At 61.2% G+C, this 26,523-nt stretch carries 31 protein-coding genes; 17 read left to right on the forward strand and 14 right to left on the reverse strand.

Translation table 11 applies throughout. The features are described from left to right. The first annotated feature begins 346 nt into the window (after positions 1-346). A complete protein-coding gene (locus LPJGGPFB_RS13015) occupies positions 347-1,696 on the forward strand; it encodes an O-antigen ligase family protein (RefSeq protein WP_173420286.1) in 1,350 nt (449 codons plus the stop codon). A gap of 83 nt (positions 1,697-1,779) precedes the next feature. After that, entirely contained in the window at positions 1,780-2,796 is a 1,017-nt protein-coding gene (bmt, locus tag LPJGGPFB_RS13020; protein WP_173420287.1) for a betaine--homocysteine S-methyltransferase, read from the forward strand. 147 nt (positions 2,797-2,943) lie between these two features. Here bmt and LPJGGPFB_RS13025 read toward each other — a convergent pair whose 3' ends face one another. Further along, a complete protein-coding gene (locus LPJGGPFB_RS13025; protein WP_173420288.1) occupies positions 2,944-4,098 on the reverse strand; it encodes an aminotransferase class I/II-fold pyridoxal phosphate-dependent enzyme in 1,155 nt (384 codons plus the stop codon). Positions 4,099-4,156: 58 nt separating this feature from the next. After that, positions 4,157-4,792, reverse strand: coding sequence for a helix-turn-helix transcriptional regulator (locus LPJGGPFB_RS13030; RefSeq protein ID WP_173420289.1), 636 nt, complete (start codon positions 4,790-4,792; stop codon positions 4,157-4,159). 134 nt (positions 4,793-4,926) lie between these two features. On the opposite strand from LPJGGPFB_RS13030, the gene LPJGGPFB_RS13035 reads away from it, so the two are divergent. Further along, positions 4,927-5,274: a hypothetical protein gene (locus LPJGGPFB_RS13035; protein WP_173420290.1), complete on the forward strand. Its 348-nt coding sequence runs from the start codon at positions 4,927-4,929 to the stop codon at positions 5,272-5,274. 225 nt (positions 5,275-5,499) lie between these two features. Here LPJGGPFB_RS13035 and LPJGGPFB_RS13040 read toward each other — a convergent pair whose 3' ends face one another. From LPJGGPFB_RS13040 to LPJGGPFB_RS13050, 3 genes are all read right to left on the reverse strand, one after another. After that, on the reverse strand, positions 5,500-7,647 hold the full coding sequence (locus tag LPJGGPFB_RS13040) for a vWA domain-containing protein (RefSeq protein ID WP_210264386.1): 2,148 nt from the start codon (positions 7,645-7,647) through the stop codon (positions 5,500-5,502). Between the two features lie 2 nt (positions 7,648-7,649). Beyond that, positions 7,650-8,177, reverse strand: a complete 528-nt coding sequence (locus tag LPJGGPFB_RS13045) for an RNA polymerase sigma factor (RefSeq protein WP_173420292.1) — start codon at positions 8,175-8,177, stop codon at positions 7,650-7,652. 100 nt (positions 8,178-8,277) lie between these two features. Beyond that, positions 8,278-9,027: a phosphodiester glycosidase family protein gene (locus LPJGGPFB_RS13050; RefSeq protein WP_173420293.1), complete on the reverse strand. Its 750-nt coding sequence runs from the start codon at positions 9,025-9,027 to the stop codon at positions 8,278-8,280. Positions 9,028-9,186: 159 nt separating this feature from the next. On the opposite strand from LPJGGPFB_RS13050, the gene LPJGGPFB_RS13055 reads away from it, so the two are divergent. Continuing rightward, the gene (locus LPJGGPFB_RS13055) at positions 9,187-9,534 is read left to right on the forward strand and encodes a hypothetical protein (RefSeq protein ID WP_173420294.1); all 348 of its coding nucleotides are present in this window, start codon (positions 9,187-9,189) and stop codon (positions 9,532-9,534) included. A 96-nt stretch (positions 9,535-9,630) separates the two neighbouring features. Here the strand turns inward: LPJGGPFB_RS13055 and LPJGGPFB_RS13060 are convergent, their stop codons facing one another. The 3 genes from LPJGGPFB_RS13060 to LPJGGPFB_RS13070 all read right to left on the reverse strand — a co-directional run bounded on the left by LPJGGPFB_RS13060 (position 9,631) and on the right by LPJGGPFB_RS13070 (position 12,704). After that, positions 9,631-10,182: a hypothetical protein gene (locus LPJGGPFB_RS13060; RefSeq protein ID WP_173420295.1), complete on the reverse strand. Its 552-nt coding sequence runs from the start codon at positions 10,180-10,182 to the stop codon at positions 9,631-9,633. A 135-nt stretch (positions 10,183-10,317) separates the two neighbouring features. Next, the gene (locus LPJGGPFB_RS13065) at positions 10,318-11,022 is read right to left on the reverse strand and encodes a ferredoxin (RefSeq protein ID WP_173420296.1); all 705 of its coding nucleotides are present in this window, start codon (positions 11,020-11,022) and stop codon (positions 10,318-10,320) included. A 107-nt stretch (positions 11,023-11,129) separates the two neighbouring features. Further along, on the reverse strand, positions 11,130-12,704 hold the full coding sequence (locus LPJGGPFB_RS13070; RefSeq protein WP_173420297.1) for a trimethylamine methyltransferase family protein: 1,575 nt from the start codon (positions 12,702-12,704) through the stop codon (positions 11,130-11,132). A gap of 336 nt (positions 12,705-13,040) precedes the next feature. On the opposite strand from LPJGGPFB_RS13070, the gene LPJGGPFB_RS13075 reads away from it, so the two are divergent. Further along, the gene (locus tag LPJGGPFB_RS13075) at positions 13,041-13,739 is read left to right on the forward strand and encodes a corrinoid protein (protein WP_077503856.1); all 699 of its coding nucleotides are present in this window, start codon (positions 13,041-13,043) and stop codon (positions 13,737-13,739) included. A 215-nt stretch (positions 13,740-13,954) separates the two neighbouring features. On the opposite strand, the gene LPJGGPFB_RS13080 is transcribed toward LPJGGPFB_RS13075, so the two are convergent. After that, the gene (locus tag LPJGGPFB_RS13080; RefSeq protein ID WP_173420298.1) at positions 13,955-14,113 is read right to left on the reverse strand and encodes an entericidin domain-containing protein; all 159 of its coding nucleotides are present in this window, start codon (positions 14,111-14,113) and stop codon (positions 13,955-13,957) included. 39 nt (positions 14,114-14,152) lie between these two features. Between LPJGGPFB_RS13080 and LPJGGPFB_RS13085 the strand changes: the two genes are divergently transcribed. Beyond that, positions 14,153-14,773 carry a DUF1638 domain-containing protein gene (locus LPJGGPFB_RS13085; RefSeq protein ID WP_173420299.1) on the forward strand — a complete coding sequence of 207 codons (621 nt, stop codon included), beginning with the start codon at positions 14,153-14,155 and terminating at the stop codon, positions 14,771-14,773. A gap of 50 nt (positions 14,774-14,823) precedes the next feature. On the opposite strand, the gene LPJGGPFB_RS13090 is transcribed toward LPJGGPFB_RS13085, so the two are convergent. The 3 genes from LPJGGPFB_RS13090 to LPJGGPFB_RS13100 form a co-directional block, all read right to left on the reverse strand. After that, positions 14,824-16,056, reverse strand: coding sequence for a GGDEF domain-containing protein (locus LPJGGPFB_RS13090; protein WP_173420300.1), 1,233 nt, complete (start codon positions 16,054-16,056; stop codon positions 14,824-14,826). A 62-nt stretch (positions 16,057-16,118) separates the two neighbouring features. Further along, a complete protein-coding gene (locus LPJGGPFB_RS13095) occupies positions 16,119-16,571 on the reverse strand; it encodes a VOC family protein (protein WP_173420301.1) in 453 nt (150 codons plus the stop codon). A gap of 252 nt (positions 16,572-16,823) precedes the next feature. Next, on the reverse strand, positions 16,824-18,263 hold the full coding sequence (locus tag LPJGGPFB_RS13100; protein ID WP_173420302.1) for a DUF1254 domain-containing protein: 1,440 nt from the start codon (positions 18,261-18,263) through the stop codon (positions 16,824-16,826). A gap of 586 nt (positions 18,264-18,849) precedes the next feature. Here LPJGGPFB_RS13100 and LPJGGPFB_RS13105 point away from each other — a divergent pair. The 4 genes from LPJGGPFB_RS13105 (at position 18,850) to LPJGGPFB_RS13120 (ending at position 20,542) form a co-directional block, all read left to right on the forward strand. Beyond that, positions 18,850-19,062 (forward strand): hypothetical protein, encoded by a 213-nt coding sequence (locus LPJGGPFB_RS13105; RefSeq protein ID WP_173420303.1) that lies wholly within the window; start codon positions 18,850-18,852, stop codon positions 19,060-19,062. A gap of 127 nt (positions 19,063-19,189) precedes the next feature. Continuing rightward, entirely contained in the window at positions 19,190-19,516 is a 327-nt protein-coding gene (locus LPJGGPFB_RS13110) for a hypothetical protein (protein WP_173420304.1), read from the forward strand. 49 nt (positions 19,517-19,565) lie between these two features. Then, positions 19,566-19,901: a hypothetical protein gene (locus LPJGGPFB_RS13115; protein ID WP_173420305.1), complete on the forward strand. Its 336-nt coding sequence runs from the start codon at positions 19,566-19,568 to the stop codon at positions 19,899-19,901. Between the two features lie 137 nt (positions 19,902-20,038). Further along, positions 20,039-20,542, forward strand: a complete 504-nt coding sequence (locus tag LPJGGPFB_RS13120) for a YciE/YciF ferroxidase family protein (protein ID WP_173420306.1) — start codon at positions 20,039-20,041, stop codon at positions 20,540-20,542. Positions 20,543-20,679: 137 nt separating this feature from the next. On the opposite strand, the gene LPJGGPFB_RS13125 is transcribed toward LPJGGPFB_RS13120, so the two are convergent. Beyond that, on the reverse strand, positions 20,680-21,051 hold the full coding sequence (locus tag LPJGGPFB_RS13125; protein WP_173420307.1) for a COG4315 family predicted lipoprotein: 372 nt from the start codon (positions 21,049-21,051) through the stop codon (positions 20,680-20,682). A gap of 532 nt (positions 21,052-21,583) precedes the next feature. Beyond that, entirely contained in the window at positions 21,584-21,814 is a 231-nt protein-coding gene (locus LPJGGPFB_RS13130) for a hypothetical protein (protein WP_171986890.1), read from the reverse strand. A 680-nt stretch (positions 21,815-22,494) separates the two neighbouring features. Here LPJGGPFB_RS13130 and LPJGGPFB_RS13135 point away from each other — a divergent pair. The 7 genes from LPJGGPFB_RS13135 to LPJGGPFB_RS13160 all read left to right on the forward strand — a co-directional run bounded on the left by LPJGGPFB_RS13135 (position 22,495) and on the right by LPJGGPFB_RS13160 (position 26,506). Further along, on the forward strand, positions 22,495-22,803 hold the full coding sequence (locus LPJGGPFB_RS13135; protein WP_173420308.1) for a hypothetical protein: 309 nt from the start codon (positions 22,495-22,497) through the stop codon (positions 22,801-22,803). Positions 22,804-22,850: 47 nt separating this feature from the next. Then, entirely contained in the window at positions 22,851-22,973 is a 123-nt protein-coding gene (locus LPJGGPFB_RS33455; RefSeq protein ID WP_268833748.1) for a hypothetical protein, read from the forward strand. Positions 22,974-23,061: 88 nt separating this feature from the next. Further along, positions 23,062-23,325 (forward strand): DUF1488 family protein, encoded by a 264-nt coding sequence (locus LPJGGPFB_RS13140; protein ID WP_173420309.1) that lies wholly within the window; start codon positions 23,062-23,064, stop codon positions 23,323-23,325. 127 nt (positions 23,326-23,452) lie between these two features. Beyond that, on the forward strand, positions 23,453-24,256 hold the full coding sequence (locus LPJGGPFB_RS13145; RefSeq protein WP_173420310.1) for a formyl transferase: 804 nt from the start codon (positions 23,453-23,455) through the stop codon (positions 24,254-24,256). Positions 24,257-24,514: 258 nt separating this feature from the next. Then, positions 24,515-24,817, forward strand: a complete 303-nt coding sequence (locus LPJGGPFB_RS13150) for a virulence factor (protein ID WP_077503872.1) — start codon at positions 24,515-24,517, stop codon at positions 24,815-24,817. Then, complete coding sequence (locus tag LPJGGPFB_RS13155; protein WP_173420311.1) at positions 24,810-25,418, forward strand: methylenetetrahydrofolate reductase C-terminal domain-containing protein; 609 nt, start codon at positions 24,810-24,812, stop codon at positions 25,416-25,418. The genes LPJGGPFB_RS13150 and LPJGGPFB_RS13155 overlap by 8 nt, the downstream gene beginning before the upstream one ends. Beyond that, the gene (locus tag LPJGGPFB_RS13160) at positions 25,415-26,506 is read left to right on the forward strand and encodes a methylenetetrahydrofolate reductase (protein ID WP_173420312.1); all 1,092 of its coding nucleotides are present in this window, start codon (positions 25,415-25,417) and stop codon (positions 26,504-26,506) included. The genes LPJGGPFB_RS13155 and LPJGGPFB_RS13160 overlap by 4 nt, the downstream gene beginning before the upstream one ends. Positions 26,507-26,523: the final 17 nt, after the last annotated feature.

A 26,523-nucleotide genomic window follows, 5' to 3' on the forward strand; every position in this document is an offset into this window, starting at 1 on the left:
GCCGCCATTTCATCTCGTTGCGCCGCAAGCTTGGATTTTCTGCTTCGAAGGATGCAGGCTCCGCAAGGACAGTCCTGCCGCAGTTTCGCCCGCGAAGGCTTAAAATCCGGTAATGAGCGTTGGCGCAACGCGGAAGCCTGACGGGTCCGGGCGAGGCAAAAAGAGGTCGGCCCTGAGGATACGGTCCCGGAATGAGCCGATGCGTCGTTTCACCCGACCTTAACCCAATTGCGCCATGCTTGATGGCAAGTCTTGGGCCCGCTCGGCGCGGCTGCAGACGTAGACTGCAAAACAGAAGGTGGCGCCCTGTTGGCGGCGTCCTTGCCCCAGTAATCCCGGCGCCCCCATGCAAGCGACCCCAGCCACGGCAAACTCTCCTTCACGACGGCACCTTGTGCCGGCGGGGTTGAGCGACGACGCGGGGCTTGCACTGCTGACACGGCATCTGGCGTCGCTCCTGTCCGGTTTCGGGCTCTTTCTCATGGTCTTCACGTTCATGCCCTTTCAGGGCGCGATGGAGACGGACCCGAACGCCGCCAACGACGGCAACATCATCAACCAGGTCGGCTACATCGTGCTCGGCGCGGTCTATCTCTTTGCGATGTTGCTCGTGGTCGACAAGCGGGTGCTGGCGCGGCTCGTCTCGCCGGCCTGGGTGGCAATCTTCGCTATCGCCTACTTCTCATGTCTGCAGTCCTACGATCCGGCAGCATCTGCCCGTGGCCTGACCCTCAGCCTCGTGGCGATGATCATGGTGGCGGGTGTGCTGGTATTGCCGCGCAGCGAAGAGGATTTCGTTCACGCCGGCGCAAATGCGATCCTGCTGCTCATCCTGATCGACTATGCGGCACTCGTCGTTGCGCCGGACCTCGCCATTCACTCGGCCGCCGGCGGCGAACCCTGGCATGCGGGCTTCTGGCGCGGACATCTCTTGCACAAGAACGTTTCGGCGCCGGTCTTTTCCATCCTGTGCATGTTCGGCATCTATTGCCTGCGCGCCGGCGCCCCGCTTCGCGGCTGGGCGATCACGCTCCTTTCCATCAATTTCGTGCTGCATACCGGCTCGAAAACCACCATCGGCTTCCTGCCGATCGCCATTGCGCTGGTGCTTGCCGGACGCGCCGTTCGCAGCCCGGGCCTGATGATCGTTGCCCATCTTGTCATGTCGGTCATGATCTTCGGCCTGACGCTCGGCACGATCTATTCCGACACCCTGCTCGCTGCCACCAAGGCCATCATCGACGACCCCACCTTCACCGGCCGCGACGATATCTGGAAGTTCGCCAGCGACAGCATCGCCGGGCACCCCTGGTTCGGCCAGGGCTACTCCAGCTTCTGGCTCTCGCCCGTCATCATGGGGCTCGAGGCGAATTTCGAAGCGAATTGGGACGTGCGCGGCATCGTCGCCGGCCACAACAGCTACCTCGACGCGGTGCTGACATTCGGCGTGCCGGGCGGCATCGCGATCAGCCTGCTACTCTTCGTCAATCCGCTTTTCGATTATATCCGCGCCTCGCGCCGCCCGGAGGGCCGCGCCTTTGCCGACTTCTGCGTGATGGTCGTGATCTTCATGACCTACAACGCCATGCTCGAAAGCTTCTTCCTCAACCGCGCCGACCCGATGTGGCTGTTGACCGCGCTCGCGATCTTCGGCCTGGGCCTTGCCGGGCGCATGGGCCTGCGCCGCCAACAATAGTCGCCGGCCGACCGCAGGGATGCTTGCAAAGACATAAAGATATCTTTATATCTCATTGCATTCATTCTAGCCGGGAAAAGCCGATGACCCTTGCCGCCAATGTTCTGTCCGATCTCATCGCCGAAAAGGGCGTCCTTCTTGCCGATGGCGCCACCGGGACCTCGCTGTTTGCGATGGGCCTCGAAGCCGGCGAAGCGCCCGAGATCTGGAACGAGACCCGGCCGGAGAACATCACCAAGCTGCACCAGGATTTCGTCGACGCCGGCGCCGACATCATCCTGACCAATTCCTTCGGCGGCACCCGCCACCGTCTGAAGCTGCACCACGCCCAGGATCGCGTCCACGATCTCAACAGGCGCGCAGCCGAGATCGCCCGCGCCGTCGCCGACAAGGCGCCGCGCAAGGTCATTACCGCCGGCTCGGTCGGCCCGACCGGTGAACTGCTGATCCCGCTCGGCGCGCTGTCCTACGAGGATGCGGTCGCTGCCTTTGTCGAGCAGATCGAAGGCCTGAAGGCCGGTGGCGCCGAAGTCGCCTGGATCGAGACCATGTCCTCGCCGGACGAAATCCGCGCCGCCGCCGAAGCCGCCGCCAAGGTCGGCCTGCCCTATGTCTATACCGGTTCGTTCGACACCGCCGGCAAGACCATGATGGGCCTGCACCCCAAGGACATCCATGATGTCGCCAAGGATCTCGGCGATGGCCCGGTCGCCGTCGGCGCCAACTGCGGCGTCGGCGCGTCGGACATCCTCTCCTCGCTGCTCGACATGACTGCGGCAAATCCTGAAGCAACCGTGATCGTCAAGGGCAATTGCGGTATTCCGGAGTTCCGCGGCTCCGAGATCCACTATTCCGGCACACCGCCGCTGATGGCCGAATATGCACGGCTGGCAGCCGATGCCGGCGCCAAAATCATCGGCGGCTGCTGCGGCACCACTTGCGGCCACCTCGCCGCCATGCGCGTGGCGCTCGACGAGCATTCGCAGCGCGAACGCCCGACGCTCGATATCATCATCGAAAGGATCGGCCCGTTGCGCAACAAGACCGCCAACGAAGGCCCATCGGCGCCCGCCCGCGAACGGCGCAGCCGCCGCGGCTGAGAAGGCCTCCGCTCAGACAAGAAAACGCTCCGGCATCATCCGATCCGGAGCGTTTTCATTTTCGGTGCTCTGACCCAACACGCGCAGGCGCTTGCTCCAAAGCAAGGTCGATCGACGCCATCACAGGAGTGACGGCGCCGGCGAAAATCAGGCGCTTCTCTTCATTGCACCGCCGCTCTGCAGATGCTGGCGCCATGCCGCGAGCCCGACTTCGATATCCTTACGGCCGAAACCGACACGAAAGCGATCCTGGGCGACCGGCAGCAGATCGGAGACGAACAGGCTCGAAGGCAACAGCAGGACACCCGCCTCCTCCACCAGCTGACGGCAATGGGTCTCGACGCCATCGGACCCGAGGTAGCGGGCAAAGCCGACGCAGCCACCGTCCGGCTCCCGCCATTCGTAGAGATCGGGGAACTCGGCAAAGAAGGCGCCGAGCTTTTGAAGGTTTTCGGCGCAAAGCGCGCGGTTGCGATCAAGCAAATGCTCGCGCGCCTTGAGCGCAATGGTCGCCAGCACTTCCGAAGGTCGCGAATTGCAGATCGACAGATAGTGCTTCATCTTCTCCATGCGTTCGAGCAGATGATGATCGCGGCAGGCGATCCAGCCTATGCGCAGGCCCGGCAGGCCATAGGCCTTGGACATGACGTTGAGCGAAATGCCACGGTCGAACAACTCTGCCGCCTGCGGCAATCGCAGCGCCGGGTCGCGCTCAAGCCCGCGATAGACCTCATCGCTGAAAAGGTGGATGCCACGTTCGGCGCAAAGTTCGGCGAGCGCCTTGAATGTCTGCTGATCGGCGATCGAGCCGGTCGGGTTGTTGGGGAAGTTGACGGCGATCAGCTTTGTGTTCGGCTTCAGCGCCGAATGAACGTCCGCAAGGTCCAGGCGCCAGTTGTTTTCCGGGCGCAGCGGCACGCCGGTGACCGAGGCCGCTATCGTGACCGGCAGCGTTTCCATCGATTGGTAGTTGGGCACGGTGACAATGGCATGGTCCTCAGGACCGAGCAGCGCAAGCATGGCGCAGTAAAGTCCCTCCTCCGCCCCGGCAAAGCAGAGGATATCCGCAGCCGAAAGCCCCTGATAGGTCGATGCAATTGCTAAGCGCAACGCCGGCGCACCATAGGTTTCGGTATAGCCGAGCGTCAGCTTGTCCCAGGCTTCCCGGTCCGTATCGTCGGCGAGCGCCAGCAATTCGCCTATGCCGATGGTTTCGGCGTCGCTGGCGGTCATATGATGGCGCGCCTTGAACTCCCAGCGGGAGAAATGCGTTTCGAGGCGGAAGTCTGGCAAGGTTGTCATATCGTGTCCTCCGGTCGCCGCGCCGCGCGGACGGGCGACATGATTGTCTTCGTCGTGATCAGGAAAGGTCGCTGCGGGCGGCAGTGAGATAATTATAGATCGAGGCGCGCGAGGTGCCGATCAGGCTGGCAAGGTGGTCTACGGCGTTGCGGGTCTTGAACAGGCCGCGCTCTTCGAGTGCCGCCACAAGTGCTACGCGATCCGACCGCTTCAGCGCAGAGAGCGCGAGCCCCTGCTCCTTCAGCCAGTCGTGCAGCGAGGCATTGATCTCCTCGCGCCAGTCGCGCGAAAACAGCGCCTGCGGCCGCGGCTGCTCGGCGCCGGCAAAGGCGGAAAGCAGCTTTACGGCGTTGTCGATCATCGAAACGTCGAGATTGATGCAAAGCAGACCCGCCGCGTCACCCTTGGCATCTCGCAGCACCGCCGAGACCGACTTGATGCGCCGGCCATCGGCGCCGGTCTTCTCATAGGACCCAAGCACGCTCTCCGTACCGGAAACTGTGCCGAACTCTTCCTCGATCAGCGAGTCTTCGCCGACGGCACGCCCCGACGAAGCGTTCCAGATGGCAGCGACTGTGCCGCTCTTGAGGTCATGCAGCACGACCTCGGCATGCGGATAAAGCAAGGCGCTGATGGCCGCAGCCGTTGGCGCGTGCATGGCGATGTCGAAGGCGATGGTGGGTTCAATGTTCATACGACAGGCATGATCGATTCTAGACTTTTTGTCAATTCTAGACATTTCGTGTAATTCAAATATTCACCAATGCTTGCGCACGCGGCCGGCCTGTCCTATCCCGAGGGAGACGAGATTCGCCTGGAGAGACTGACATGAATGCCGGACCCGCTTCCTTTCCCGACAGGGACACCGTTGCCGACAAACTCTCGGCATTTGGCGAGGCAGATCAGGCTTTTGTTCGGCTGCTGATGGAAAATCCCGAGCAGGACGATCGGCTGCTGGATGGCCTTTACCGTTATCTCGATATCGCCTCCGAAGCGCGCTTTCTCAATACGCTGAAGCTCGACAAACTCGGCCAATGGCTCGGCAATGAGGCGCCCGCCCGGCTGCAGATGCGGCTGATGGAAGCCGCCCGCGCGAGCCAGCATCCGGCCTATCAGGCATTCAAGACAGGCCTCACGAAATCCGGCGGGCTGGAGCGCGCGTTTCCGAAAGTGTGAGGAATGCCCTCGGAGGGGGAATAGCCCCTCACCCTAGCCCTCTCCCCGCTCGCGGGGAGAGGGAACGTGCCACGCGACAGGAGCTCACCTGCGCTGCCCCAAAAGAGGAGCGAAATCATCGCCCCGGATCCCTTCTCCCCGCAAGCGGGGAGAAGGTGGCGGCAGCCGGATGAGGGGCCGCGCCAGGCGTCACTATCGACATGTGTCGACGTTGACGCCCTAGCCTCAATTGGCCGAGCTGCCACCGCCGGAAAGTCCCTTGGCGAGCCGAACCAGATTGACGAACTCGCCGCGATAGCCGAACGGATCCGCCCCCTTCGATGCTGCCGCCAGCTCGATGACTGCGTCATAGGAATAATCCTCAACCGCCGTCACGCCCGAAAGCTTCTGCCCGAAGGCGGCCACCGCCACCGAGAAGCGCACATCGTTCGGTGCCTCGCCGAGCGAAGGCACGGCATTTCCTTCTGTCACCGGTGTGGTGATCAGTTCGCTACGGTCGCTATCCGGCTTCTTGTAGCGGATTTTCAGGAACGCCAGTTCGCCGGCATTGGCCGTGGCGCCAGCCTCCGGCTTATCGGCCGCCTTGTAGCGCAGGTCGTCGTTGAGCACCGCCGGGCTGCCCTTCGGTGTTACCTCGTAGATCGCGGTCACGCTGTGGCCCGAGCCGATGTCGCCGGCATCGACCTTGTCGTTGTTGAAGTCTTCCCGTTTGAGCGCGCGGGTCTCGTAGCCGATCAGCCGGTATTCGGCGATTGCAGCCGGGTTGAATTCCACCTGCAGCTTGACGTCCTTGGCGATCGGGAAGAGCGACGAGCCCGCCTCCTCCACCAGCGTCTTCTGCGCCTCCGCCAGCGTATCGATATAGGCGGCGGTGCCGTTGCCGTTCTGGGCGATCGTCTGCATCAGCGCGTCGTTGTAGTTGCCGCGGCCGAAGCCAAGCACCGAGAGGAAGATGCCGCTCTTGCGTTTCGCCTCGATCATCTCTTTGAGCTCGTCATCGCTGGCCGGACCGACATTGAAGTCGCCGTCGGTCGCCAGCATCACCCGGTTGACGCCGCCCTTGACGAAGGCCTTCTCCGCCAGCCGGTAGGCCGCATCGATGCCTTCGGCCCCGGCGGTCGAGCCCCCCGGCTGCAGCGTGTCGATTGCCTGGAGTATCCTAGCCTTGTCCTTGACCGTGGTCGGCTCCAGCACCGTGCCGGCGTTGCCGGCATAGGTGACGATCGACACCGTGTCTTCCGGCTTCAGCTTCTCGACGAGCAACCGGAAGGCGGCCTTCAAAAGCGGCAGCTTGTCCGGCTCGTCCATCGAGCCTGAAACGTCGATCAGGAACACCAGGTTCGCCTTCGGCGCCTCTGATGGCACCACGTCGTAGCCCTTGACCGCTACATGCATCAGCCGGGTGCCGCCGTTCCAGGGTGTCGGCATGACCGTCACCGTCGCCTTGAACGGCTCGGCGGCAGATGTCGGACGCGGCCAGTCATAGGGGAAGTAGTTGACCATCTCCTCGACGCGCACGGCATCGCGATCCGGCATCTGGCCTTCCATCAGCGAACGACGAGCGAAGGCGTAAGACGCCGTGTCGACATCGATCGAAAAGGTCGAGACCGGATCGGTGGCAACGCTCTTCATCGGATTGCTGTCAGCCTTGGCGAAGCGCTCGCGGTTTTCCGGCTGTACCGGCTGGATCTCACGCGAAACGACCGGCGCCGGCAGATAGGTCAGCCGGCCCTGCGCGCCGCCTTCCGCCGAAAGCTGTGCGGCGCTGTCACTCATCGCCTGGTTGGCCATGGCATCCGCTTCGGTCTCTGCGGCAGGCGCAGGGCTCGCGACTTGCGGCGCGGATTGAACCTCGACGGTCTTCTGTTCACGGGCGCGTGCAAGCAACTGGGCAATTTCCGGCTCGTCGGCCGTTGCCTGTGCCTTGCTGTCGGTGTCTTCAGGCGCAGGCGAGCCGGAACCCTCCAGCTTTTTGGCCGCCGCCAAGCTCTCATCCGCAGTCGCTGCCGTCGAGGACGGCTTCGCAACAGGCGCTGCCTTCTGCTTCGGCTCTTCCTTGACGGCGATTTCCGTGCCGATGTCGCCCGGCAGGGTCGTGCTACGCGTTAGTTCCAGCGTCAGAAAGGCGGCGGCGGGCACGACGAGCAGCGTGGCGAGTGCCGATCCGGCAAGCAGTTTCCTGTTCATGATGGGGCTCCATATCCGGTTGAAGATGGAGCTTTGACGAACCGGCGGCACCGATCCTTGGGTGGCGGTCGAATTTTCTTGCGTCTCGTCGAATGCCTGCATGGCGGCGGCAAGCGCGCGGACGCGTGCTTCGTTCGAAGCCTTTGGCGGGACCCGCCCGGAGAGCTTGTCGAATTCGTCGGTCATGATCACACGGCCTCCTTGCCAAGCACTGTCTTCAGCCGCTTGCGCGCCTCATGCACATGCCAGGACACGGTCGCTTCCGAGCACCCGAGCACGTCGGCGGCAGCGGCATGGCTCATCCCCTCGGCATAGACGAGCAACACCGCGTCGCATTGTTTTTCCGGCAGCGCCCTTACCGCCGTCCACAGCGCCTCCTGGCGCTCGTGCTCGTCCGTTTCGCCGCCGCCAAGAACCGCCTGCTCGCTGGCATAGGCCTGCATCCTGTTGCTGTCACGCATCTGGCGTCGCTTATGGTCGCGGGCGGCATTGAGGGTCAGCGTGTAGAGCCAGGTGCGAAAGCGGCTGGTGCCGCGAAAGCCGCGAATGGCAGAGCCGAGCCGCACACAGACATCCTGGGCGATATCTTCCGCATCCGCCGCATTGCCCGACCAGCGCCAGGCGACGGCATGGACAAAATCATAGTTCCGCTCGACCAGCTGGCCGAACGCCCGTCTGTCTCCAGACACTGCTTTTTCGACGAGTTCAGCGTCCAATGGCGTGCCCGCTCCCAACTGTTTCAAACCTTAGACGTTGCACGACGAGAATTCCTTGGGCCGCCGACGAAAAAAATCGTCACGGACCCATAAAGAAAAGCTAGCGCGGGAATTTCCCGACGACGGCAATCATCGGCCCCATCGGGAACAACCGGTCGTGCCGGTTGATATCGGGCGCATAGAGGCTGGAGATCGTGCCGTCGAGAAAGAGCGCGTTGGGGCAATCGAGCGCGTCGCGGAAGAGCGTCGCGAAGTCGTGAAACCGCACCGGCCGCTTCGACACGGCGAACACCACCTCGCCCGTTGCCGTCACGCCGACACCGTTGCGGGTTTTCAGGCTGGTGCTATCGGGCAGGAAACGCGGATGCAGCGCCCCGTCGATCACCAGCATCGGGCCGGACTGGGTGGCAAACCGCGGGGTAATCCTGGCATCGCGATAGGCATCAGCCGCCATCACGCCTGCCTTGCCGTCATCGACATAGAAGACGCCGTTCGGCAGCAAATGGAAATTGCCCCAACCGGTGTTGGTGTTGAGCGGCGCCTGCTCGCGCCCCTCCTCGATATGGAGACCGACGGGCGACAGGTCGTCGTGATACATGCCACCGTTCATGGCAAACAGCATGTATTCTTCGCGGTGGCGCAGCTCCAGCGACAAGGCCCGGAACGAGCGGAAGGGAACGCCCGCCTGGTCCTTGTTGTAGAGGCGGATGTCGTTGTCACCAGGGTCGACGGCGCAGGCGATATAGTCCTGCCCGAGATGGCTGACATCCCGGCAGGCACCGAGCGCTGGGCCGGCAAGACCAGCGGAGAGAACGGCACCGACGAGAAAAGGTTTTGGGAAAAGCGGCATGAAAAACACCCAATGGAATCAGTCGCCCAGCATCATCCAGATTGCGGCGGTTCTGGCGCAGGGACAAAGAAAAAGCTGATAGAGGTCAGCGACCTAGGTTGCCTTGCCAAAGTTGCATCAGGAACTTGTCTTCCCCGCTGAGTGGAATATCCTGAACGCATGATGACTTCTCCGTGTCCCGTTTACATTTTCCGAGGCGCAGGTTTCGCCCCGTCCGGCAACACAGTCATTAGCGTTGCGCCGCTGGACTGCGTTGTCGCGGTTTACGGTGACGGAGGCGTCGTTGGCGAAGGCAGCCTGTCTTCTGTCTTTGGTGGTGCGGCGGTCTTCAAGAACGATGCGTCCGGGGAATGCTTCGTCGGCGTATGGGGAGACCGCAACGCCTCACGCTTTCGCAGCGAGCTTCGGGCTCACATGAAAATTGCTGTCTACAAGGAAGCCCCAGATGCTCGACTTTCGTTCTGGGGAACGGAGAAGGAGCGCCCTAAAAGGCCTGCGCGCGAATGAGGGGCATCCAACACGCGGGACGTGCCGACGTTCAATCCCTGTGACAAGCACAGGGAATGAAGTGCCGAGGATGTCGACGGCAATGTTGTGCTGCACTCAACCGCCGGCAAGTAGCCCGGCAATGCCGGCCAGCGCGAAGCAACCGGCCGCCGCCGCAAGACCGAAAAGTGCCGCCAGACAAGCAAGGCCGGCAACGCCGCGGCGCAGGTAAGAGTTGGGATCGCTGGACAGGATCTCGCTCGAAAGCCTGGTCAGCAATCGTTTTTCCTGCAGCGTGAAGCGCAGGTTGCTGGCGTGCTTGCGCGCCACCCGCTGGACGTCACCGTAGTTGTTGGCGATGGCAAAGAAGGTGAGCAGCAGGCCGAGGCAACTGACGACAAGCGCCGCCTTGCGCAGAAAGTCGATTGCCTCGGGCAACAGATTGGCGCCCACAACGGAACGTTCGAACAGCCCGTCGAAGCCGGCGATACAGGCGGCGATCACGGCGGCATGGGCAACGCCAACGGCAAGGAGACGCTTGTAGGCCTCATCAAGAAGCTGCGAATTGGCAGCGTGGATGCTGTCCAGACGCGAGACCTGCGCATCGACTTCCTCCCGCGACAATCGCGGGGGAAAGTTGCTTGCCGATACCACTGGGCTGCGCGTCATGAGATGGTCTCCAATGCCACACCGTCCAAATCGATATAAATTTGGAAATTTTACGTTTCCAGAAAACCTCGAATTTTAGTCATTTCCGGCATTTGCACGCGGTTCTTTCCACAGTTTGGTGGCAGCAACCCACGCTCAAAGGTCCAGTGCGGCCATGTGAAAGTGTAGCTGATCGGGCGGATAGCGATAGTCCCGCCCAACGGGACAAGCATCACGGGAAAGACATCCGTGCACAAGACAGCCCTCCCTGCCCGCCTCTGTCCGGAGATAGCTGCGACAGCGGCCGACATCGAACTGCAGGCCTTCGAGCGCGCCGGCGGGACAGGCGGGAACGCACGGCTTTTCCACGCAGCTGTCGCAAGGATGCCCCGCGGACCAATCGCCGCCGGCGGGTAGAGACCTGTCGAAGGCCAATGCTCCGCGATAGCCGTGCCAGAGCCCGTAACGCGGGTGGATGAGAATGCCTGATGGAGACGCCTTCAGCCCTTCCGCGCGCATCGCCCATTGCTGGAACGGTTGCCAGGGCGGATCCGACGGGAAATAGGCGGTCGCCCCGTAGACCCCGGCGATCTCCCCGATCACCGTCTTCGACCAAGTGTCGAGCGGATCGGTCCCGCCACGATCAGGCGCCTCCTCGCGCCAGCGCACGAACGGCTGCCAGAGCGAGCCGCCGATATTGCCGATCAGCGCCACGCTTGCCGCCGGGCGGCCATCCGCCAGCAATGGTGCTGCATCGCCGGGCACAAAGTTCAGCGTACCGCGCAAAAAAAGTCCGTGCGGCCGGAGAGCCGCACGGACGGTTTCAAGATGAGTGTCCGCGGATGCGGAAGGCGCCGTCATTTCGGTTTCGGCCCCTGTAGATCGTAATGCGGGCGCCAGACCTCCTTCTGGATCATGTCAGCCACTTGCGCCGCGCCGCCTTGCTCCCTGGCTCGCTCGGGACCCTTTCAGGTGAAAGCGTCGGGCATCGAATCCTTGCGCTGATCGATGAAAGCCTTGAGCGCATCGTCGATCGCGGGATCGAGGTACGGCGCCTCATAGTGTTCGAGCCAGCTGCGGCAAAGCGCATTGGCGCGCTGCTCGATGCGCTTTTCGCCTTCCACTTCCCACTGTTCGTAGGAGTTGTTGTCGGCAAGCGGCGACCGGTAGAAGGCCGTCTGGAAGTTGGCCTGGGTGTGGGCGCAGCCGAGATAGTGGCTGCCGGGGCCAACTTCGCGGATGGCGTCCAGTGCCTGGGCGTTTTCCGAGAGATCCACGCCTTCGGCCATCTTCTGCATCATGCCAAGCTGGTCCTGGTCGATCATGAACTTCTCGTAGGACGAGACCAGACCGCCTTCCAGCCAACCGGCCGCATGCAGCACGAAGTTGGTGCCGGCAAGCAGTGTCATGTTCAGCGTGTTGGCCGATTCGTGCGCTGCCTGAGCGTCCGGCACCTTGGAGCCGCAGAGCGAACCACCGGTGCGGAAAGGCAGCTTCAGGCGACGGGCGAGCTGTGCCGCGCCATAGGAGACCAGCGACGGCTCCGGCGTGCCGAAGGTCGGCGCGCCCGACTGCATCGAGATCGAAGCGGCAAAGGTGCCAAACAGCACCGGCGCGCCCTTGCGGATCAGCTGGGTGAACGAGGCGCCGGCCAGAACTTCGGCCAGGATCTGCGTCAGCGTGCCGGCAACCGTGACCGGGCTCATGGCGCCCGACAGGATGAACGGCGAAAGCACGCAGGCCTGGTTGTGACGGGCGTAGACCTTAAGCGCGCCCACCATGGTCTCGTCAAAGACCATCGGCGAGTTGGCGTTGATCAGGTTCAGGGTGACGCAATTGTTTTCGACGAACTCGTCGCCGAAGACGATTTTCGCCATGGCGATCGTGTCCTCGGCCCGCTCGGGCGCCGTCACCGAGCCCATGAACGGCTTGTCGGAATACTTGATGTGGCTGTAGACCATGTCGAGGTGACGCTTGTTCACCGGAATGTCGACCGGTTCGCAAACCGTGCCGCCAGACGAATGTATCGATGGCGCCATGTAGGCGAGCTTCACGAAATTGCGGAAGTCCTCGATGGTCGCGTAACGCCTGACGCCTTCGAGGTCGCGCACGAAGGGCGGGCCATAGACCGGCGCGAAGATCGTCGCCTTGCCGCCAACCTGGGCGCTGCGGGCCGGGTTGCGGGCGTGCCAGGTAAATTCCGACGGCGCCGTTTTCAGAAGCTCGCGGCAAAGACCCTTCGGAAAGTGAACGCGCTGGCCGCGCACGTCGGCGCCCGCCTGCTTCCAAAGCTCAAGCGCCTCAGCATCGTCACGGAACTCGATGCCGATTTCCTCGAGAATCGTATCGGCATTGCGTTCGATAAGCTCCAGCCCCTCTTCGTCCAGGACCTCGTATTCGCGAATCTTGCGCTGGATATAGGGCAGCGACGGCCCTGCGCCGCCGCCGGTGCGCGAGGCACGCCGTGCCGCCGCTCCCCGCCCCTCGCCTCGCGAGCGGCGACCGCCACCCTCAACCGCGTCCTGATCTGTCACGTCGCTCATTTACTCATTCCTCTCCCGCGCATTTCGATATCTTGCGCCTTCAAGCACCGATTGGCCCTAATGCTACCAAGCCGCAGTTACTGTACGGGTCTCAATGCGCCAACGAGTGGCGCAACTCGAACACTGCGATCTGCGTCATGGCCGACCAAAAACCGCATGGCGCGAATATATTGTTTTTGTTAAGAATATACAGGCCTCGAAAGAAGCTGCCCTGCCGTCGCTTTTTGTCATATGCGACGTCGCTTTCGAAAACAGATTTTTACACGTCGACCGCTATTGATTGATGAACGTGTCCGGATTTTAGCCCGGCCGTGCCAGGAACCGAGGAACCCTACTATGGCAGACGATGAAATCATTCTCGAGGACCTTTCCGACGAGGAACTTGTGCAGCAGATGCATGACGACCTCTATGACGGCCTCAAGGAGGAGATCGAGGACGCAACCAACATCCTGCTCAAGCGTGGTTGGACGCCCTACGACGTCCTGACGCAGGCACTGGTCGAAGGCATGCGCATCGTCGGCGTCGACTTCCGCGACGGCATCCTGTTCGTGCCGGAAGTTCTGCTGTCGGCCAATGCGATGAAAGCCGGCATGTTCATCCTGCGGCCGCTTCTCGCCGAAACCGGCGCGCCGAAGCTCGGCAAGATGGTGATCGGCACCGTCAAGGGCGACATTCACGACATCGGCAAGAACCTCGTCGGCATGATGATGGAAGGCGCCGGCTTCGACGTCGTCGACCTCGGCATCAACAACCCGGTCGAAAACTACCTGGAAGCGATCGAGCGCGAGCAGCCCGACATCCTCGGCATGTCCGCGCTCCTGACCACGACCATGCCCTACATGAAGGTCGTGATCGATACGCTGAAGGAAAAGGGACTGCGTGACGACTACGTCGTTCTCGTCGGCGGCGCGCCGCTCAACGAGGAATTCGGCAAGGCTGTCGGCGCCGACGCCTATTGCCGCGACGCGGCCGTGGCTGTCGAGACCGCCAAGGACTTCATGAAGCGCAAGCACAACCTGCTCGCTGCCGGCTGAGGCCTCTTCACGAACACGAAAGCCGGCCGCAGCAGTGACGCTTGCGGCCGGCTTTTTCATTGACGGTCATGAAAACGGTAGGCCTTTGCGACGGGGGCATCCGCCGCGGGGCGACCGGCGCGATCTGAACATCGGCGGCCGTTCCACGTCAAAGAGGACGCGGAGCACCGGGAATCAAAGCGCTGGCAAGATCGCCGCGCGGCAGGCTACGGACATCAGTTGGCGGCGTTGGCCACCTTCTTGCCGGCCGACTGTGTCGCGTTGACGGTGTTTGCGGTATCCTGACCGATGCCACGGATTGTGTTGCCGCAGGCGCTGAGCGTCGCCAGAGCGATCAGGATGACACTGACGGTCGCAACAGTTTGTTTTTTCATGACAAGCTTCCTTCATAATGGTGGGCAAGTGGAATCGAGATGGAAAAAGTATCGCGCACAATAGAACGCACACAACCGGAAAAAGTTCACGTCATCGGTTGCGGCGCAATCGCGCGCGAAATTCTCGCCATCTGTCAGGCAAACCAGCTCGACCATGTCGACCTCGCCTGTCTTCCCGCCATCTGGCACAACACACCCGACAAGATCACCCCGGGTGTCAGGGAGGCGATCGTCAAGGCGCGGCAGGAGGGCTTTCAGCGCATCTTCGTCGCCTATGCCGATTGCGGCACCGGCGGCCACCTCGACCGGCTCTGCGAGGAGGAAGGCGTCGAACGCATCCCCGGCCCGCACTGCTATTCCTTCTTTGCCGGCAACGATGACTTTGCCAGCCGCTGGGACGATGATCTGACGGCGTTCTTCCTCACCGACTTCCTCGCCCGCCAGTTCGAGGCCTTCGTCGTCGAGCCGCTCGGGCTCAAACGGCATCCGGAGCTTCGGGACATGTATTTCGGCCATTACCGCAAGCTCGTCTACCTCTCGCAGCAGGAGGACGAAGCGCTGCAGGCAAAGGCGAAGGAGGCAGCCGACTATCTTGGCCTCGAATACGAATACCGCTTTACCGGCTATGGCGATCTGACGGCATCGCTCCTGAGCGCGTGATCCGGCAACCGACCGACGCCACGATGTGGCCGAGACACAAACAGCTGGCGTCAGCTCGCGAGCAGGATCGAAGCCTGCACCGTGTCGTCCGCAGAGCCTGACCCGGTCGGCCCGCGCCATGTGCCGTCAAAGATCGAGACGGTGTTGCGCCCACCCCGCTTGGCTTCATAGAGCGCGGCGTCCGCCGCGCGAAGCAGGTCTTCCAGAGAGGCTTCAATCGGTTTTCCCAAGGCGACCCCGAGGCTTGCGGTGACGACCTGCCCATCGGCAAGACCACGATTGCGGATCCCAAGCGCCTCGATCGCGGCCCTGATCCTCTCGGCCACGTCGCTTGCCTGCTCCCGTTCGACATCGGTCATCAGCACCAGGATCTCTTCGCCGCCAAAGCGGAAGGTTTCGCCCGCGCCAGCAACCTCGCGCAGGATGCAGCGGCAGACGGCACGCAGGCAATCGTCGCCTTCGATATGGCCGTGAACATCGTTGAACAGCTTGAAGCGATCGATATCTAGCATGATGACCGCGACCGTGGCCGCGGCATCTTCCCCGCTCCAGATCGTCTGGCGAACCCGCGCCAGCGAATGGCGGTTGAAGAGACCGGTCAGCTCGTCGCGCTCGGATTTGCGCTCCAGTTCGGCGTGCAGCAGGCTGCCGCGCAGCTGATGGAGGAAATTCAGCCGGTCCTTGTGCTCCATGAAGTAGGCGCTCATCGCCAGAAAGATCGTCAGCGTCACGTAGAAGGTGATGATGCCGGTATAGGTCACGTCGTCGAAGGAGCCGTTCAACTTGGTGGTCGTGAATTGTACGGCGCACATGAGCGCCAGACCGAGCACGATGGTGGCAAACCTTGGACGTAGAGCAATGACGAAGAACAGGAATGCGGCGACATTGCCGTTCTGATAGACGAACAGGTAGGGACTGCTGCTGAAGACCGCGACCGACATCGGCAGGGAAACCCCGAGCACGGCGACGGAGATGGACAACAGATCGTAGTTGCGGGCACTCGGCCAGCGCCTGAGCGCCAGTACGCTGATCAGGGCGAAGGGCGTGAAGATGCCGAACCGAACAAGCACGAGCTGCCAGAACACATCCGGCATCATCGTCGCGTCGCCGAAATACACGCTGTCGTAGATCAATGTCCCGATAACCGCCCAGACAACGGCGAGCCTGCCCCGGCTTGCGGCGTAGTCACGAAGGAAGGCCGCCTCGATAGCGGGCGCAAAACGCAGGAGTTTAAATCCGCGGCCGATCTGGCGGTCAACGTCTCCTAGCGTCACGACGCTCATCATCGGTTCTCCGGCCTTTTGAAACGGGCAACCGACTGGTGACACAAATAACTGAAGATGCCCTAAAGAGACGCCACCCTGGTTGATACCTGCTCAAGCTCAAGCACGTTTCCCTCGGGGTCCCGTGCATAAGCGATCAGAAATGGCTTTTCCGGCGTCCCGAAGTCGGTGATTTCACCGATCTGCACTCCGCCGGCTTGGATGATGTCCGAGAGCGCGGCGCTGATATCATCCATCTGAAATGACAGGTGCCCAAAACCAGGTTCGTTCACCCTTGGCTGATCCCGGTCATGCGTGACCTTGTGCTCATGTATCTCCAGGAAAGGGCGTTCGAGTTCGGGGAATTTGAGCCATATCGCGTATATCTCGCAGTTCGAAAGGCCATTGCCTCGAGAGACTTTTTCACCTGACAGCATCCTGGGTTCACGCAGGGGTTCGCACTTCAGGACATCGATGTAGAATCCCGCGAGCGCGCCCGCATCTCGGGCGACCAGGTTGATGTGAGCAAGTCTCATGACGGTTGATATCCTCGGCTATGAGGCAACCATATCCATTGGTGAAGGATGGCGAAAGACGTCGGTTCGGCGCGGACTGCGGTCAACGGCGCCATTTCATCCCGCCGAAGAGAGGGCTCGAAAAGAGCTTGATCGCGAGATGCCGATCGGAGATGCGCCAGTGGCGGGCCAACAGCATCGTGGCGACGTCGACCGCGAGGGAACTCTCCATCGCGGTCGAAGAACTGCGGACAGCATTGTGTTTACGGGCGGCTATCCGGCCTTCTTGACCGCCGGGATGACCCAGGAACCATCCAGGATGGATGGCGGACTGTCGTCGGGCCAGTAGAGCCGCATCATCAGGATGAATTTGTCCTTCGGCGCAGGCAGCCAGTTGGCTTCCTTGTCCGCACCGGGGGTTTCGTGCTGGATGTAGATATCCGTCGATCCGTCCGGATTTACCTTGGGGTTCTGCCGCGCGCTGATCGAGTAGCGGTTGATCGGGTTTTCCACGAAGAAATACTGATCGTTGTACATCGTAATCGACCAGAACCCTCGTACAGGCGGCAACTGCCCCTTGGGAAAGTTGACGACGTAGTTGTTCGACCCGTGATAGCTGCGAGCGATGAGGCCATCCTTCGACTTCAGTGACGTCGGATAGACCGCGTCTTGCGGACGATTGGCGCCAAGGCCGATGGCGGTTATCAGCGCGCGCTGGAGATAGTTGGTCCCGTAAATGCCGGTCGCGGTCGTGTAGCCCCAACCGTTGATGTCCTTGATATCGCCATCGCTGAACTTGAAGTGCAGCATGATGCGGTGGAAAGCGAACTCGGGAATGCGCTTGACGAATGCCGCATCCAGCTTGTCCTTGTCGAAGGCTTGGCCCGGAACGATACCGATCTGCGCGAACTTCGCGACCGTCCCGGCGTCCGCGGCTGTCGGCGGATTGGCCTTCATCAGTTCGCTCAGAAGGGTGAAATACTCGACCGCATCCATACCGTTGACCTGCTCGCGCACGGCGGTCTTCATGTCGATACCGGGGTCGACCTTGCCGGGCGGTGGCGTCCAGTCCTTGCCGTAAGCGCTGAGCGGCACGAGCTTGCACTGGTCCTGCAATGCGTGAACGGCCTTGTAGTCTTCCGGTGTACCGTCGCAATAGATGCGGCCGAGAATCCAGATCAGGTTCGTTGCCGACCTGTACTCGGTGACGCCGTCGGGCAGTTGACCCTGCCAGCCGGGGCCGGTGATGGCGTAGGATTGCGCGTCGCCGCCTGTCGTTCGTTTTCCCGGCACCTGGAACACCGTCGTCCATCCGTCGAGCATCGGAAACAGAAAGTAACGATCCTTCATGTCCGGGATCGAGAGTACCCACGGCTCCTCTTCGACATTGACGAACGCGGTCGTATAGAGCGTGTCGGCATTCGGCGCGGTGACGTCCTTGAAGGACGCGTTCGGATATTCGCGAAGCTTGATGATGTGGCCCATCGGGCCTTTGCTACCCACGGGCTTTTCGACATTGGTGACGACGCGGCGTGTTATTTCCATCGTCACCAGGGGGTATCCATAGATGTAGGCTTCGACCGCGAGCCAGAATTCGTCGGCAGCTTCGATCGGATCGATAAGCGGTGATTCAAAGGCATTCGCTGGTGAAAATGAAGCGCTGGCAAGTAAACCCATTGCTCCCATCGCGACGGTGCGTCGTGTCAGATCCATGTTCGCCTCCTATTTGCCCTCATGGCGCCAGGACGTTAGCACATGCTAATCAATACCACTAGGCATTGTGCACCGCGAAATCACATCCTGAAAACGCAAGCGCCGAATTCGGCTTTGCACTGGCGGACATCATAGCAAGCGTGCCGGTGCATCCGATCACTGAAAGCCAAATGGTTCAACGCGCATACGACGCCGACGGTCTGGAGCCCACGACAGCAGACCACGACCGGAAACGGCGCAAAACACCGATGCCGAAAGAAAAGAGCGTCATGATAACGCAATGAATGAACATATTTTTATGTAATTTCGAGCACCATCCCCCGAATGAACAATACGGATAAAGATCATTTCCGATATTACACAACGCTGAATATCAACTTCAGAACAAGATTTACGACAACATTCCCAAGACAATAAGAATTTTTGGAGAATTGAACTTCGCGTCCATGAGTTTCACCATTCGATATTTTTTGGGAACCAAGTTCTGCCCAGTCCGTTTAGAAAGGACACATACCTTTCTGACGCTTCCTCTGCCGCCTGACAAATGGCCGTCTTTGCGCCGAGATCCGACACGCGGGAGCGTTCAATGACAAGGCATATCAAATATGAAAAAGAGGCGCTGCTGCGCGGCTGGGATGCCGTCTACGATCTGGAAGAGTTCATTCTGGCCTACAGCCTGGCGCCGCTCGCGGCGCGTGAAATCTTCGCGAAAGCCGGCCCCCGCAGGCTCGATCTCGCTAACGCTATGGACGCCCGAAAGCTGGTAACGGCACGACACTCGATGATAACGCGCTTATGATCCGCGCTTGACTGATGTCGGTTGCCTCCGTGCGACATTGCGCGCAGGGTATTTGGTCGACAGCGATTGAAGCGGGCGCTGTCGCGAACGGGTCTATGTGCCCGTGCCCCAACAAAAGGAGGACGTCATGTCTTCCAGCCATCCCAAATATTATCTTGATGCAGACGACCTCAACCTGTTGGTCGAGGTGCTCACGGCCGCCGGCTTCTATGGAACCACGGCCAAGGCAGATCCAAGCGGAAGGAACGCCGCGACGCGCTTCCTGATGGCAGCGCTCGAAAACGGCATCAATAGCCGGGAAATGCTCGCTGCAGCGCTTGTCGAGCGTGGCAGTGCGTCGAACGGAGAGCATCAGACGCCGGCGCAGACGAAAGCCGAAGCGATCGATCGATGGGATGATGAAGGCGGCGCAGTCTCAATCGTCCCCGAGATCTCCCGCCGGACCGCCCCTTGAACGTCAACGGGGCGGCCATCAGCTTCTTTGTTCCAAACGGGAGAATGCGATGCACACACTACCCAGCCTGACGGGCCACCATCTCAGCCCCAGCGAACTTTCAGTGGTGCGGCGGGTTTTCGAAGCGACCTGTTTGAAGACACGACTCCAGGAACGCGGCATACGGGCCGATCGCCTGGCGAGGTTCATCATGGATGAACTCCGGTTCGGCAACACCGATGAATCGTCTCTTCTCGAATGTGCCCTTTGGCACGAGACGCGGCGCATTCCATCCGCAGCCAAGAGCCATTCGATCGTCGACATCCGTACAGCAAGAACCCGCGAGGGCCGCGATCCCGGCCAAACGGTAAAAACGGGTGCTCCTCATCATCGAGACACTCGCTAGCCGTCTAGCCCCACGCAGCTAGCGCCGTCCTCCAACCATCTGACCTCAAATTACCTGGCCGCCCCTCACGGGCAGCCAGCACGACCAGGCACGTCGCCTGGAGCATGGCAGAGAACCCTCTAACCACAGGAGCCATCATGGCCAAGGAAATCAAAACACTGGACGTGCTTTTTCACAACACATTGAAGGACGTCTACTTCGCCGAGAGCAAGATCATCGACACGCTGCCGAAAATGCGGGATGCCGCCAAGAGCAAGCCGCTCAAGGATGCGTTCATCAAGCATCTCACAGAGACCAAGGTTCACGTCGAGCGGCTGGAAGAGGTCTTCAAGATCATCGGCAAGAAGCCAGAAAAGAAGACATGTGACGCCATCATGGGCATTACCAAGGAAGGCGCCTCGGTCATGGACGAGTACGAAGGCTCGCCCGCGCTCGACGCCGGATTGCTTGCTGCCGCACAGGCTGTCGAGCATTACGAAATGTCACGCTATGGCACATTGCGCACCTGGGCGCTGGAACTGGGCATGAAAGATGCCGCCAAGCTTCTTCAGACGACGCTCGACGAAGAACAGGCAACGGACATTGCTCTGACCGCGATCGCCACCAAGGTCGTCAACCAGAATGCAGAAAAAGCGGCTTAGCCCAAAAAGCCGGCTTGACCCTATAGAGCCGGCCAAATGCCTAGTATCGATCAAGGCCTGAATCTCAAGCAGGCATCAAGCAACGAAGGGCGGCCCTGTGGCCGCCCTTCGTCAATCGGGTTTTAAGTGTCGGCAATTTACTTGGCGCGGCGCCAGACACCGTTGACGCCGTCACCCTTGACGTCTCCGGCCTTCTTGTCTTCGGCATACGTATAAAGCGGCTTGCCGTCGTAGGCCCACATTTCCTTGCCGGCCGTGTCCTTGACCAGCGACCACTCGCCTTCCGCCTTCGATTTCGCGGCGGCATGGAACGCCGGCCACATCTTCAGGCAATCGGCGTCGCAGTTCGACTTGCCCTTGGTGTCCTTGTCGAACGTGTAGAGGGTCATGCCGTTTCCTGTGGTCATGACCTTGCCCACCTTCGTGTCGACCATCTTGGCCGGTTCGGCGGCATAAGCCGACCATGACGTAGCAGCGGCTACGCCCAATGCGATTAGAAGCGTTTTCATGATTTTTTCCCATCGGGGATGCCAGCGGAATGCCGGTAGTGCCCGAAGTCTAACGCACAGGAACGCGTAGCTTCAGTGGCGGTTCCATGACGGCACCAACTTGACGGGCTGAAAGCAAGCCCGCACCTGTGCAGAGACGGGCAGAACCAGACAGGCCCGCAGGTCGGCAACGTTCTATGATGTTCACTGGGTCAGGCTGTCAGACTGCGTTGTCGGCGCGGCCCCTGTGAACATGATAGTCACAGGCCTGAATGCCCAGACCAGTAGGATAGTCATGGTGACGATGAGCAGAGAGAAAACGAGACGAGTTGACATGGCGCCTTCCTCCATATTCGGAGCGCTGTGAATGCAGGTTGCAGCATTCGTCGCCGTTGTCAGGTCGAACTTTTCTGGCAAGGAGACGCGCGGGCGCCTTCCTTATGGCCTCGCGGTCCGTGCGGTCCAGGAGCATTTTCAGGTATCCGGTCGCCGCATAGCAATGGAAGAAAGTGTACCACATTTCTTGCTTGCGAGGGGCGGCAGAATTACCGGGTCAAACGATCAATTGCACGATGTGGGAGAACGGCGTCATCGCCCACCGGCCGTTATCGTCCTTGGCCGTTCTGTAAATGATGAAATCACGGCCGATGGTGAATTTCCCATGCATGGTGATCTCGTTACCTGTTGAGAGCACGGCTCGAAGCTCGGTTGCTTGACGTTTCTCAATTTGGTCACTGATCAAATCGGCGAGGACCTGATCCACAATACCAGGCTTTGAATCAATCAATGGACCACCCCCGATTTTTTTTGAGACACCGTGCGGATGCGACGACGTCGGCACGGCAAACGTGACCACCCGGAATTTGCCGCAACTCATGTTTGAGCTTAGAGCATCCTGCTTTCAAGTGGAATCACCGGCCGCGGCCAAGATGCTCCGGAATCAACTTGGCGGAATGTCCCCGGTTCTGAACCACCCTCGCCCTGGCCAGGTGGCCCCCACCGTTCGCTCGGGAGCTTCTGGTGGTTCATCGCCACGTCGATCCGGTCTTCGTCGCATTCCAGGCCACAGAGAACAGCTGATCCCTCGGCGGAGAAAGCTGCAACTCCAGAGGGATATCGATCAAGCCGGACGAATAGCAGAGCGCACTTCGGCCAGCATGCACGACCGCCTCAATTGAAACTCAATCGACGCGCTATGGTAGAACCAAGTTGATTTGGCCGAATGTGGCTTTCGCGGTATCAGAACGTCGAACCGCCCCAATCCCCTAAATTCTCGACAGACAGCAAGCTCGGTTTCAGTGCTTGCGGCAAGCGCTTCGTGACGAGGCAGATCTCTTTCGATCCGTTTGTTCGTCCGCTCCATTGCAACGAGCATCATTCATCCGTCGGCAGCCAGCGCGAAAGTGCGCGACGGCTGTTCCTGCCGGTTGCTCTTACGAACGCTTGAGGAGGATCGAGACTACTATGAATACGCTCTCTTTCACGAAACGCATCATCCGCGGCCCGGCCGACGCGCCGCCGATCCACCGTTTTCACGTTGGGCAGCTCGTGCGCTCCAAGGGGGCGTTGACGCGGGAATCGATGACCGGCGAAACCTACCGCATTACCGCGACCCTGCCGATCCGCGACAATGCGCTCCAGTATCGCGTGCAGAGCAGCCGCGAAATCCATGAGCGGGTGACGGATGAGGGCAATCTCGAAATGATCGTCGGCACCGGCAAGGATGGGCCAGCCCTCGCCGAACGGACGTTCAGGCGAACGCATATCCTGTGAGGACCAACGTGCAGGCCATGCGACGGGTTCAGCTACAGGAGGCGATCATGAAGTACCACATACCGGCTCAGATCTACCTCTTCGACTATCGTGGCCTGTTTGCCTGGATCGCCGTTGCGGTCGCCATCGCTGTCGTCATTGCCACGATCCTTTTTGGCCGGATCCTGTGACGGCACATCACGAAGCCGAAGACCTATCCGCACTCACCACCCGGCCGACCGCTTGCCGCGGCGGTCTATAGCCTGAAAGGACCATCCCATGACGCTGAGCTTCCCAAACCAAAGCCGAAGTTTCGACGATACAAGAAAAGCCGTTCGCTTCCTCGGCCACGATGGCATGTTGGAAGTGCCCTTCTACGTCGAGGCGGAAGCACTCGCGCACGGCGCACCGACCCGAACGACCGAGGCGGCCTGCCTGAACGCGTTCGACGCCGCACGCACCAAGATCTACGACGTCGCAAAAGCAGCCTACGCCCACGGGCGCCGGACGATTTACGTCCTGACGGCCGCGGACTTCCGCTAGGATCAACACCACAGCACATCGCCGGCCTGCAGGCCAAAACCTGTATCGCCTCCGATGGGCCCGTCCTTAAGCCGCCGGTAACGGGGCAGCCGCCATACCTGTTGCTTGCAACGCATCAGGGACCGGCATGGTGGACGCACAACACGAAACGAACACAACCGGCAAACAGCCGGGCCGCGTCGTTATCATGACGGCAGGCGGTGAAAATCCGTGGATCATGATCAATGCGCTCGCCGCGCGTTTTGACGATATCGTCGTTCTCCAGGAACAGCCGGAATCCAAGGGACTATTCCTGCGCCGGCGGGCACGAAAGCTCGGCTGGCCGATGGCCCTCGGACAACTGGCGACCATGGTTGCCTCGCGTTTCGGCAAGCGCTTTACCCGGAAGCGGGCGCACGAAATCCTGCGGCTCTACGGCGCATCGGCAACACCCGACCCGCGTGTGCCAGTGCGGCAGATCGTTTCCGTCAATGACAACGAGGCGGTCGCCCATATCCGGGAGCTCGCACCAAAGGTCGTCTTTCTGATCAGTTGCCGCATGCTGAAGCCGGCGGCCCTGGCGCAGATCCCCTGCCCTGTGATCAATTTCCATGCCGGCATCAATCCGCGCTATCGCGGCCTGATGGGCGGCTATTGGGCCCGCGTCAGTCACGACGTCGGCAATTTCGGCGCGACCGTGCATCTGGTGGACGAAGGCGTCGACACCGGCAGCATCCTCTACCAGTCGCGCCAGACGCCTGATCCCCGCGATACCATGCACACCTATCCGCTGCTGCAGACGGCCGCTTCGACCGACATCGCCATCGCCGCCCTCGACGACGCCCTCAAGGGCCGGTTGCGGCCACTCGATGTCGCAGGCCCGTCGCAACAATGGTATCATCCACCGATCTGGACCTGGCTATGGACCGGAATTCGGCGCGACATCTGGTAGGAAAAACGCCCGCAATCGACCGCTGGTTGCTTGCCGCATCTGGCCGCCCGCTGGCCCTAAGACCCTGAAATTTCTGGTACTCCCCAGGCGATGGATATCCCGAAGCGCGGGCTTGTCCGCATCGCCGCAACGCGTAAAGTGCCAGGGGCTTGCGACGTTCTGGGCCGGCGTCGTTTTTGGACATATCCAACGTCGTGGCGAGATGAGCCACGACGCCCGGACATAAGCATTGTCGCAGGAAGAGGAGAACGACACCCGATGGCAGATCGCATAATCGTCTACTGGCGCGACATCCCGGCCCAGGTCATCATCAAGAAGGGCCGCACGACCGCCAAGCGCGAGCTTTCGCTGCGCTTCACCGAGGCGATCGACATGTGCGCCATGCGCACGGGTGCCGCCGAGACCGACGACTACCTCGCGGAATGGCGCAAGGCGGAGCCCGAGCCCGTCTCCGACGACCTGGAGGCGGAAGCCGATCGCGCCGCCGCCGAACTCGAAGCGGCCTTTGATCGTGAACGCCTGGTCGCTCTCGTCAAATCCGGGGGCCGCGACAATGGCTGAGCCGAAGGTTGCAGGAGCGGCGGAGGCGAAGATCGTCAAGGGCAATGCAGCGGCCGCCGCCAAGGCTGCGACCGGCGCCTTTACGCCATCAGGCGTCTCGCCGAGCCGTCGCTCGCGCCACAAATACACGGTTCGCCTCTGGGCCGTGCGCAACTCGCGCTTCCTCGAATGGTTCTACAACCGCTTCGCCGACCTGTTCCTGCTTCTGCATCCGCTCTGGAACGCGATCGGCTACGGACGCGTCGAGCGGCCGGTGACCTTCGTCGAACGCCACGTCAAGGGCTTTCTGTTCGACTGTCGCATGTGCGGCCAGTGCGCATTGTCGTCGACCGGCATGTCCTGCCCGATGAACTGTCCGAAGCAGTTGCGCAACGGCCCCTGCGGCGGTGTGCGCGCCAACGGCAACTGCGAGGTCGAGCCGGACATGCCCTGCGTATGGGTGCAGGCGTGGAAAGGCTCGCAGAACATGACGAAGGGTGATGCGATCCTGAACGTGCAGAAACCGGTCAACCAGTCGCTGCGCGAAACCTCCTCCTGGCTGCGGGTGACGGCCGAAGCGGCTGCCCGCCGTGAAGCACAGGCGAAAGAGAAGCAGGCATGAGCCCCGATTACAATCCACACGATCCAGGCGCCCCGCTTGACCCGCTGCCCGGCCATTCCTCTCGCGGGCGGCTCGAGCGCGTGCTGCGCCGCGGCGAGTTCGCCGTGACCGCCGAACTCAACCCGCCCGACAGCGCCAACCCGCAGGATGTCTACGAGCGCGCGGCGATCTTCGACGGCTGGGTCGACGGCATCAATGCGGTCGATGCCTCCGGCGCCAACTGCCACATGTCGTCCGTTGGCATCTGCGCACTGCTGACACGCATGGGCTACGCCCCGATCATGCAGATCGCCTGCCGCGACAAGAACCGCATTGCCATCCAGGGCGACGTGCTCGGTGCGTCCGCCATGGGCGTGCAGAACGTCATGTGCCTGACCGGAGACGGCGTGCAGGCCGGCGACCAGCCCGGTGCCAAGCCGGTCTTCGACCTCGATTGCATGTCGCTGCTCGAAACCGTGCGCATCATGCGCGACAACTCGAAATTCCTCTCGGGCCGCAAGCTGACGACGCCGCCACAGGTGTTTCTCGGCGCCGCCATCAACCCCTTTGCCCCGCCCTACGACTTCCGCCCCTACCGTCTCGCCAAGAAGATCGAGGCCGGCGCGCAGTTCGTGCAGAGCCAGTACTGCTTCGACGTGCCGATGTTTCGCGAATACATGAAGAAGGTGCGCGACCTCGGCCTCGACGAAAAATGCTTCATCCTCGTCGGTGTCGGACCGATGGCGTCGGCCAAGACCGCCCGCTGGATCCGCTCCAACGTGCCGGGAATCCACATTCCCGACAGCATCATCGCGCGGCTCGAAGGCGCACAGGACCAGAAGAAGGAAGGCAAGCAGCTCTGCATCGACATCATCAACGAGGTCAAGGAGATCGAAGGCGTCTCCGGCGTCCACGTCATGGCCTATCGCCAGGAAGAATATGTCGCAGAGATCGTGCATGAATCAGGCGTATTGAAGGGTCGCCAGCCCTGGAAACGCGAAACGTTGCCGGCCGATGCGCTGGTGGCCGAACGGCTGGAGCACATTCGCGAAGGCAAGGAAGAAAACCAGCAGGAGATGGCAGGCGCTGCAGCCCACCACCCCCACTGAAACAATTGTAGACACAC

Origin of the sequence: Ensifer adhaerens, from assembly GCF_013283195.1 — a bacterium.
Classification (GTDB): domain Bacteria; phylum Pseudomonadota; class Alphaproteobacteria; order Rhizobiales; family Rhizobiaceae; genus Ensifer; species Ensifer adhaerens_G.

Bases quoted from the DNA above. Each gene is read 5' to 3' on its own strand.
- LPJGGPFB_RS13105 (WP_173420303.1), top strand. From the start codon at position 18,850: ATGACAAGGCATATCAAATATGAAAAAGAGGCGCTGCTGCGCGGCTGG.
- LPJGGPFB_RS13150 (WP_077503872.1), top strand. From the start codon at position 24,515: ATGGCAGATCGCATAATCGTCTACTGGCGCGACATCCCGGCCCAGGTC.
- LPJGGPFB_RS13095 (WP_173420301.1), bottom strand. From the start codon at position 16,571: ATGAGACTTGCTCACATCAACCTGGTCGCCCGAGATGCGGGCGCGCTC.
- LPJGGPFB_RS33455 (WP_268833748.1), top strand. From the start codon at position 22,851: ATGAAGTACCACATACCGGCTCAGATCTACCTCTTCGACTATCGTGGC.
- LPJGGPFB_RS13160 (WP_173420312.1), top strand. From the start codon at position 25,415: ATGAGCCCCGATTACAATCCACACGATCCAGGCGCCCCGCTTGACCCG.
- LPJGGPFB_RS13035 (WP_173420290.1), top strand. From the start codon at position 4,927: ATGAATGCCGGACCCGCTTCCTTTCCCGACAGGGACACCGTTGCCGAC.
- LPJGGPFB_RS13025 (WP_173420288.1), bottom strand. From the start codon at position 4,098: ATGACAACCTTGCCAGACTTCCGCCTCGAAACGCATTTCTCCCGCTGG.
- LPJGGPFB_RS13110 (WP_173420304.1), top strand. From the start codon at position 19,190: ATGTCTTCCAGCCATCCCAAATATTATCTTGATGCAGACGACCTCAAC.
- LPJGGPFB_RS13060 (WP_173420295.1), bottom strand. From the start codon at position 10,182: ATGACGCGCAGCCCAGTGGTATCGGCAAGCAACTTTCCCCCGCGATTG.
- LPJGGPFB_RS13030 (WP_173420289.1), bottom strand. From the start codon at position 4,792: ATGAACATTGAACCCACCATCGCCTTCGACATCGCCATGCACGCGCCA.
- LPJGGPFB_RS13085 (WP_173420299.1), top strand. From the start codon at position 14,153: ATGGAAAAAGTATCGCGCACAATAGAACGCACACAACCGGAAAAAGTT.
- LPJGGPFB_RS13080 (WP_173420298.1), bottom strand. From the start codon at position 14,113: ATGAAAAAACAAACTGTTGCGACCGTCAGTGTCATCCTGATCGCTCTG.
- bmt (WP_173420287.1), top strand. From the start codon at position 1,780: ATGACCCTTGCCGCCAATGTTCTGTCCGATCTCATCGCCGAAAAGGGC.
- LPJGGPFB_RS13055 (WP_173420294.1), top strand. From the start codon at position 9,187: ATGATGACTTCTCCGTGTCCCGTTTACATTTTCCGAGGCGCAGGTTTC.
- LPJGGPFB_RS13065 (WP_173420296.1), bottom strand. From the start codon at position 11,022: ATGACGGCGCCTTCCGCATCCGCGGACACTCATCTTGAAACCGTCCGT.
- LPJGGPFB_RS13140 (WP_173420309.1), top strand. From the start codon at position 23,062: ATGACGCTGAGCTTCCCAAACCAAAGCCGAAGTTTCGACGATACAAGA.
- LPJGGPFB_RS13090 (WP_173420300.1), bottom strand. From the start codon at position 16,056: ATGAGCGTCGTGACGCTAGGAGACGTTGACCGCCAGATCGGCCGCGGA.
- LPJGGPFB_RS13145 (WP_173420310.1), top strand. From the start codon at position 23,453: ATGGTGGACGCACAACACGAAACGAACACAACCGGCAAACAGCCGGGC.
- LPJGGPFB_RS13155 (WP_173420311.1), top strand. From the start codon at position 24,810: ATGGCTGAGCCGAAGGTTGCAGGAGCGGCGGAGGCGAAGATCGTCAAG.
- LPJGGPFB_RS13120 (WP_173420306.1), top strand. From the start codon at position 20,039: ATGGCCAAGGAAATCAAAACACTGGACGTGCTTTTTCACAACACATTG.
- LPJGGPFB_RS13015 (WP_173420286.1), top strand. From the start codon at position 347: ATGCAAGCGACCCCAGCCACGGCAAACTCTCCTTCACGACGGCACCTT.
- LPJGGPFB_RS13075 (WP_077503856.1), top strand. From the start codon at position 13,041: ATGGCAGACGATGAAATCATTCTCGAGGACCTTTCCGACGAGGAACTT.
- LPJGGPFB_RS13040 (WP_210264386.1), bottom strand. From the start codon at position 7,647: ATGACCGACGAATTCGACAAGCTCTCCGGGCGGGTCCCGCCAAAGGCT.
- LPJGGPFB_RS13135 (WP_173420308.1), top strand. From the start codon at position 22,495: ATGAATACGCTCTCTTTCACGAAACGCATCATCCGCGGCCCGGCCGAC.
- LPJGGPFB_RS13050 (WP_173420293.1), bottom strand. From the start codon at position 9,027: ATGCCGCTTTTCCCAAAACCTTTTCTCGTCGGTGCCGTTCTCTCCGCT.
- LPJGGPFB_RS13100 (WP_173420302.1), bottom strand. From the start codon at position 18,263: ATGGATCTGACACGACGCACCGTCGCGATGGGAGCAATGGGTTTACTT.
- LPJGGPFB_RS13125 (WP_173420307.1), bottom strand. From the start codon at position 21,051: ATGAAAACGCTTCTAATCGCATTGGGCGTAGCCGCTGCTACGTCATGG.
- LPJGGPFB_RS13070 (WP_173420297.1), bottom strand. From the start codon at position 12,704: ATGAGCGACGTGACAGATCAGGACGCGGTTGAGGGTGGCGGTCGCCGC.
- LPJGGPFB_RS13115 (WP_173420305.1), top strand. From the start codon at position 19,566: ATGCACACACTACCCAGCCTGACGGGCCACCATCTCAGCCCCAGCGAA.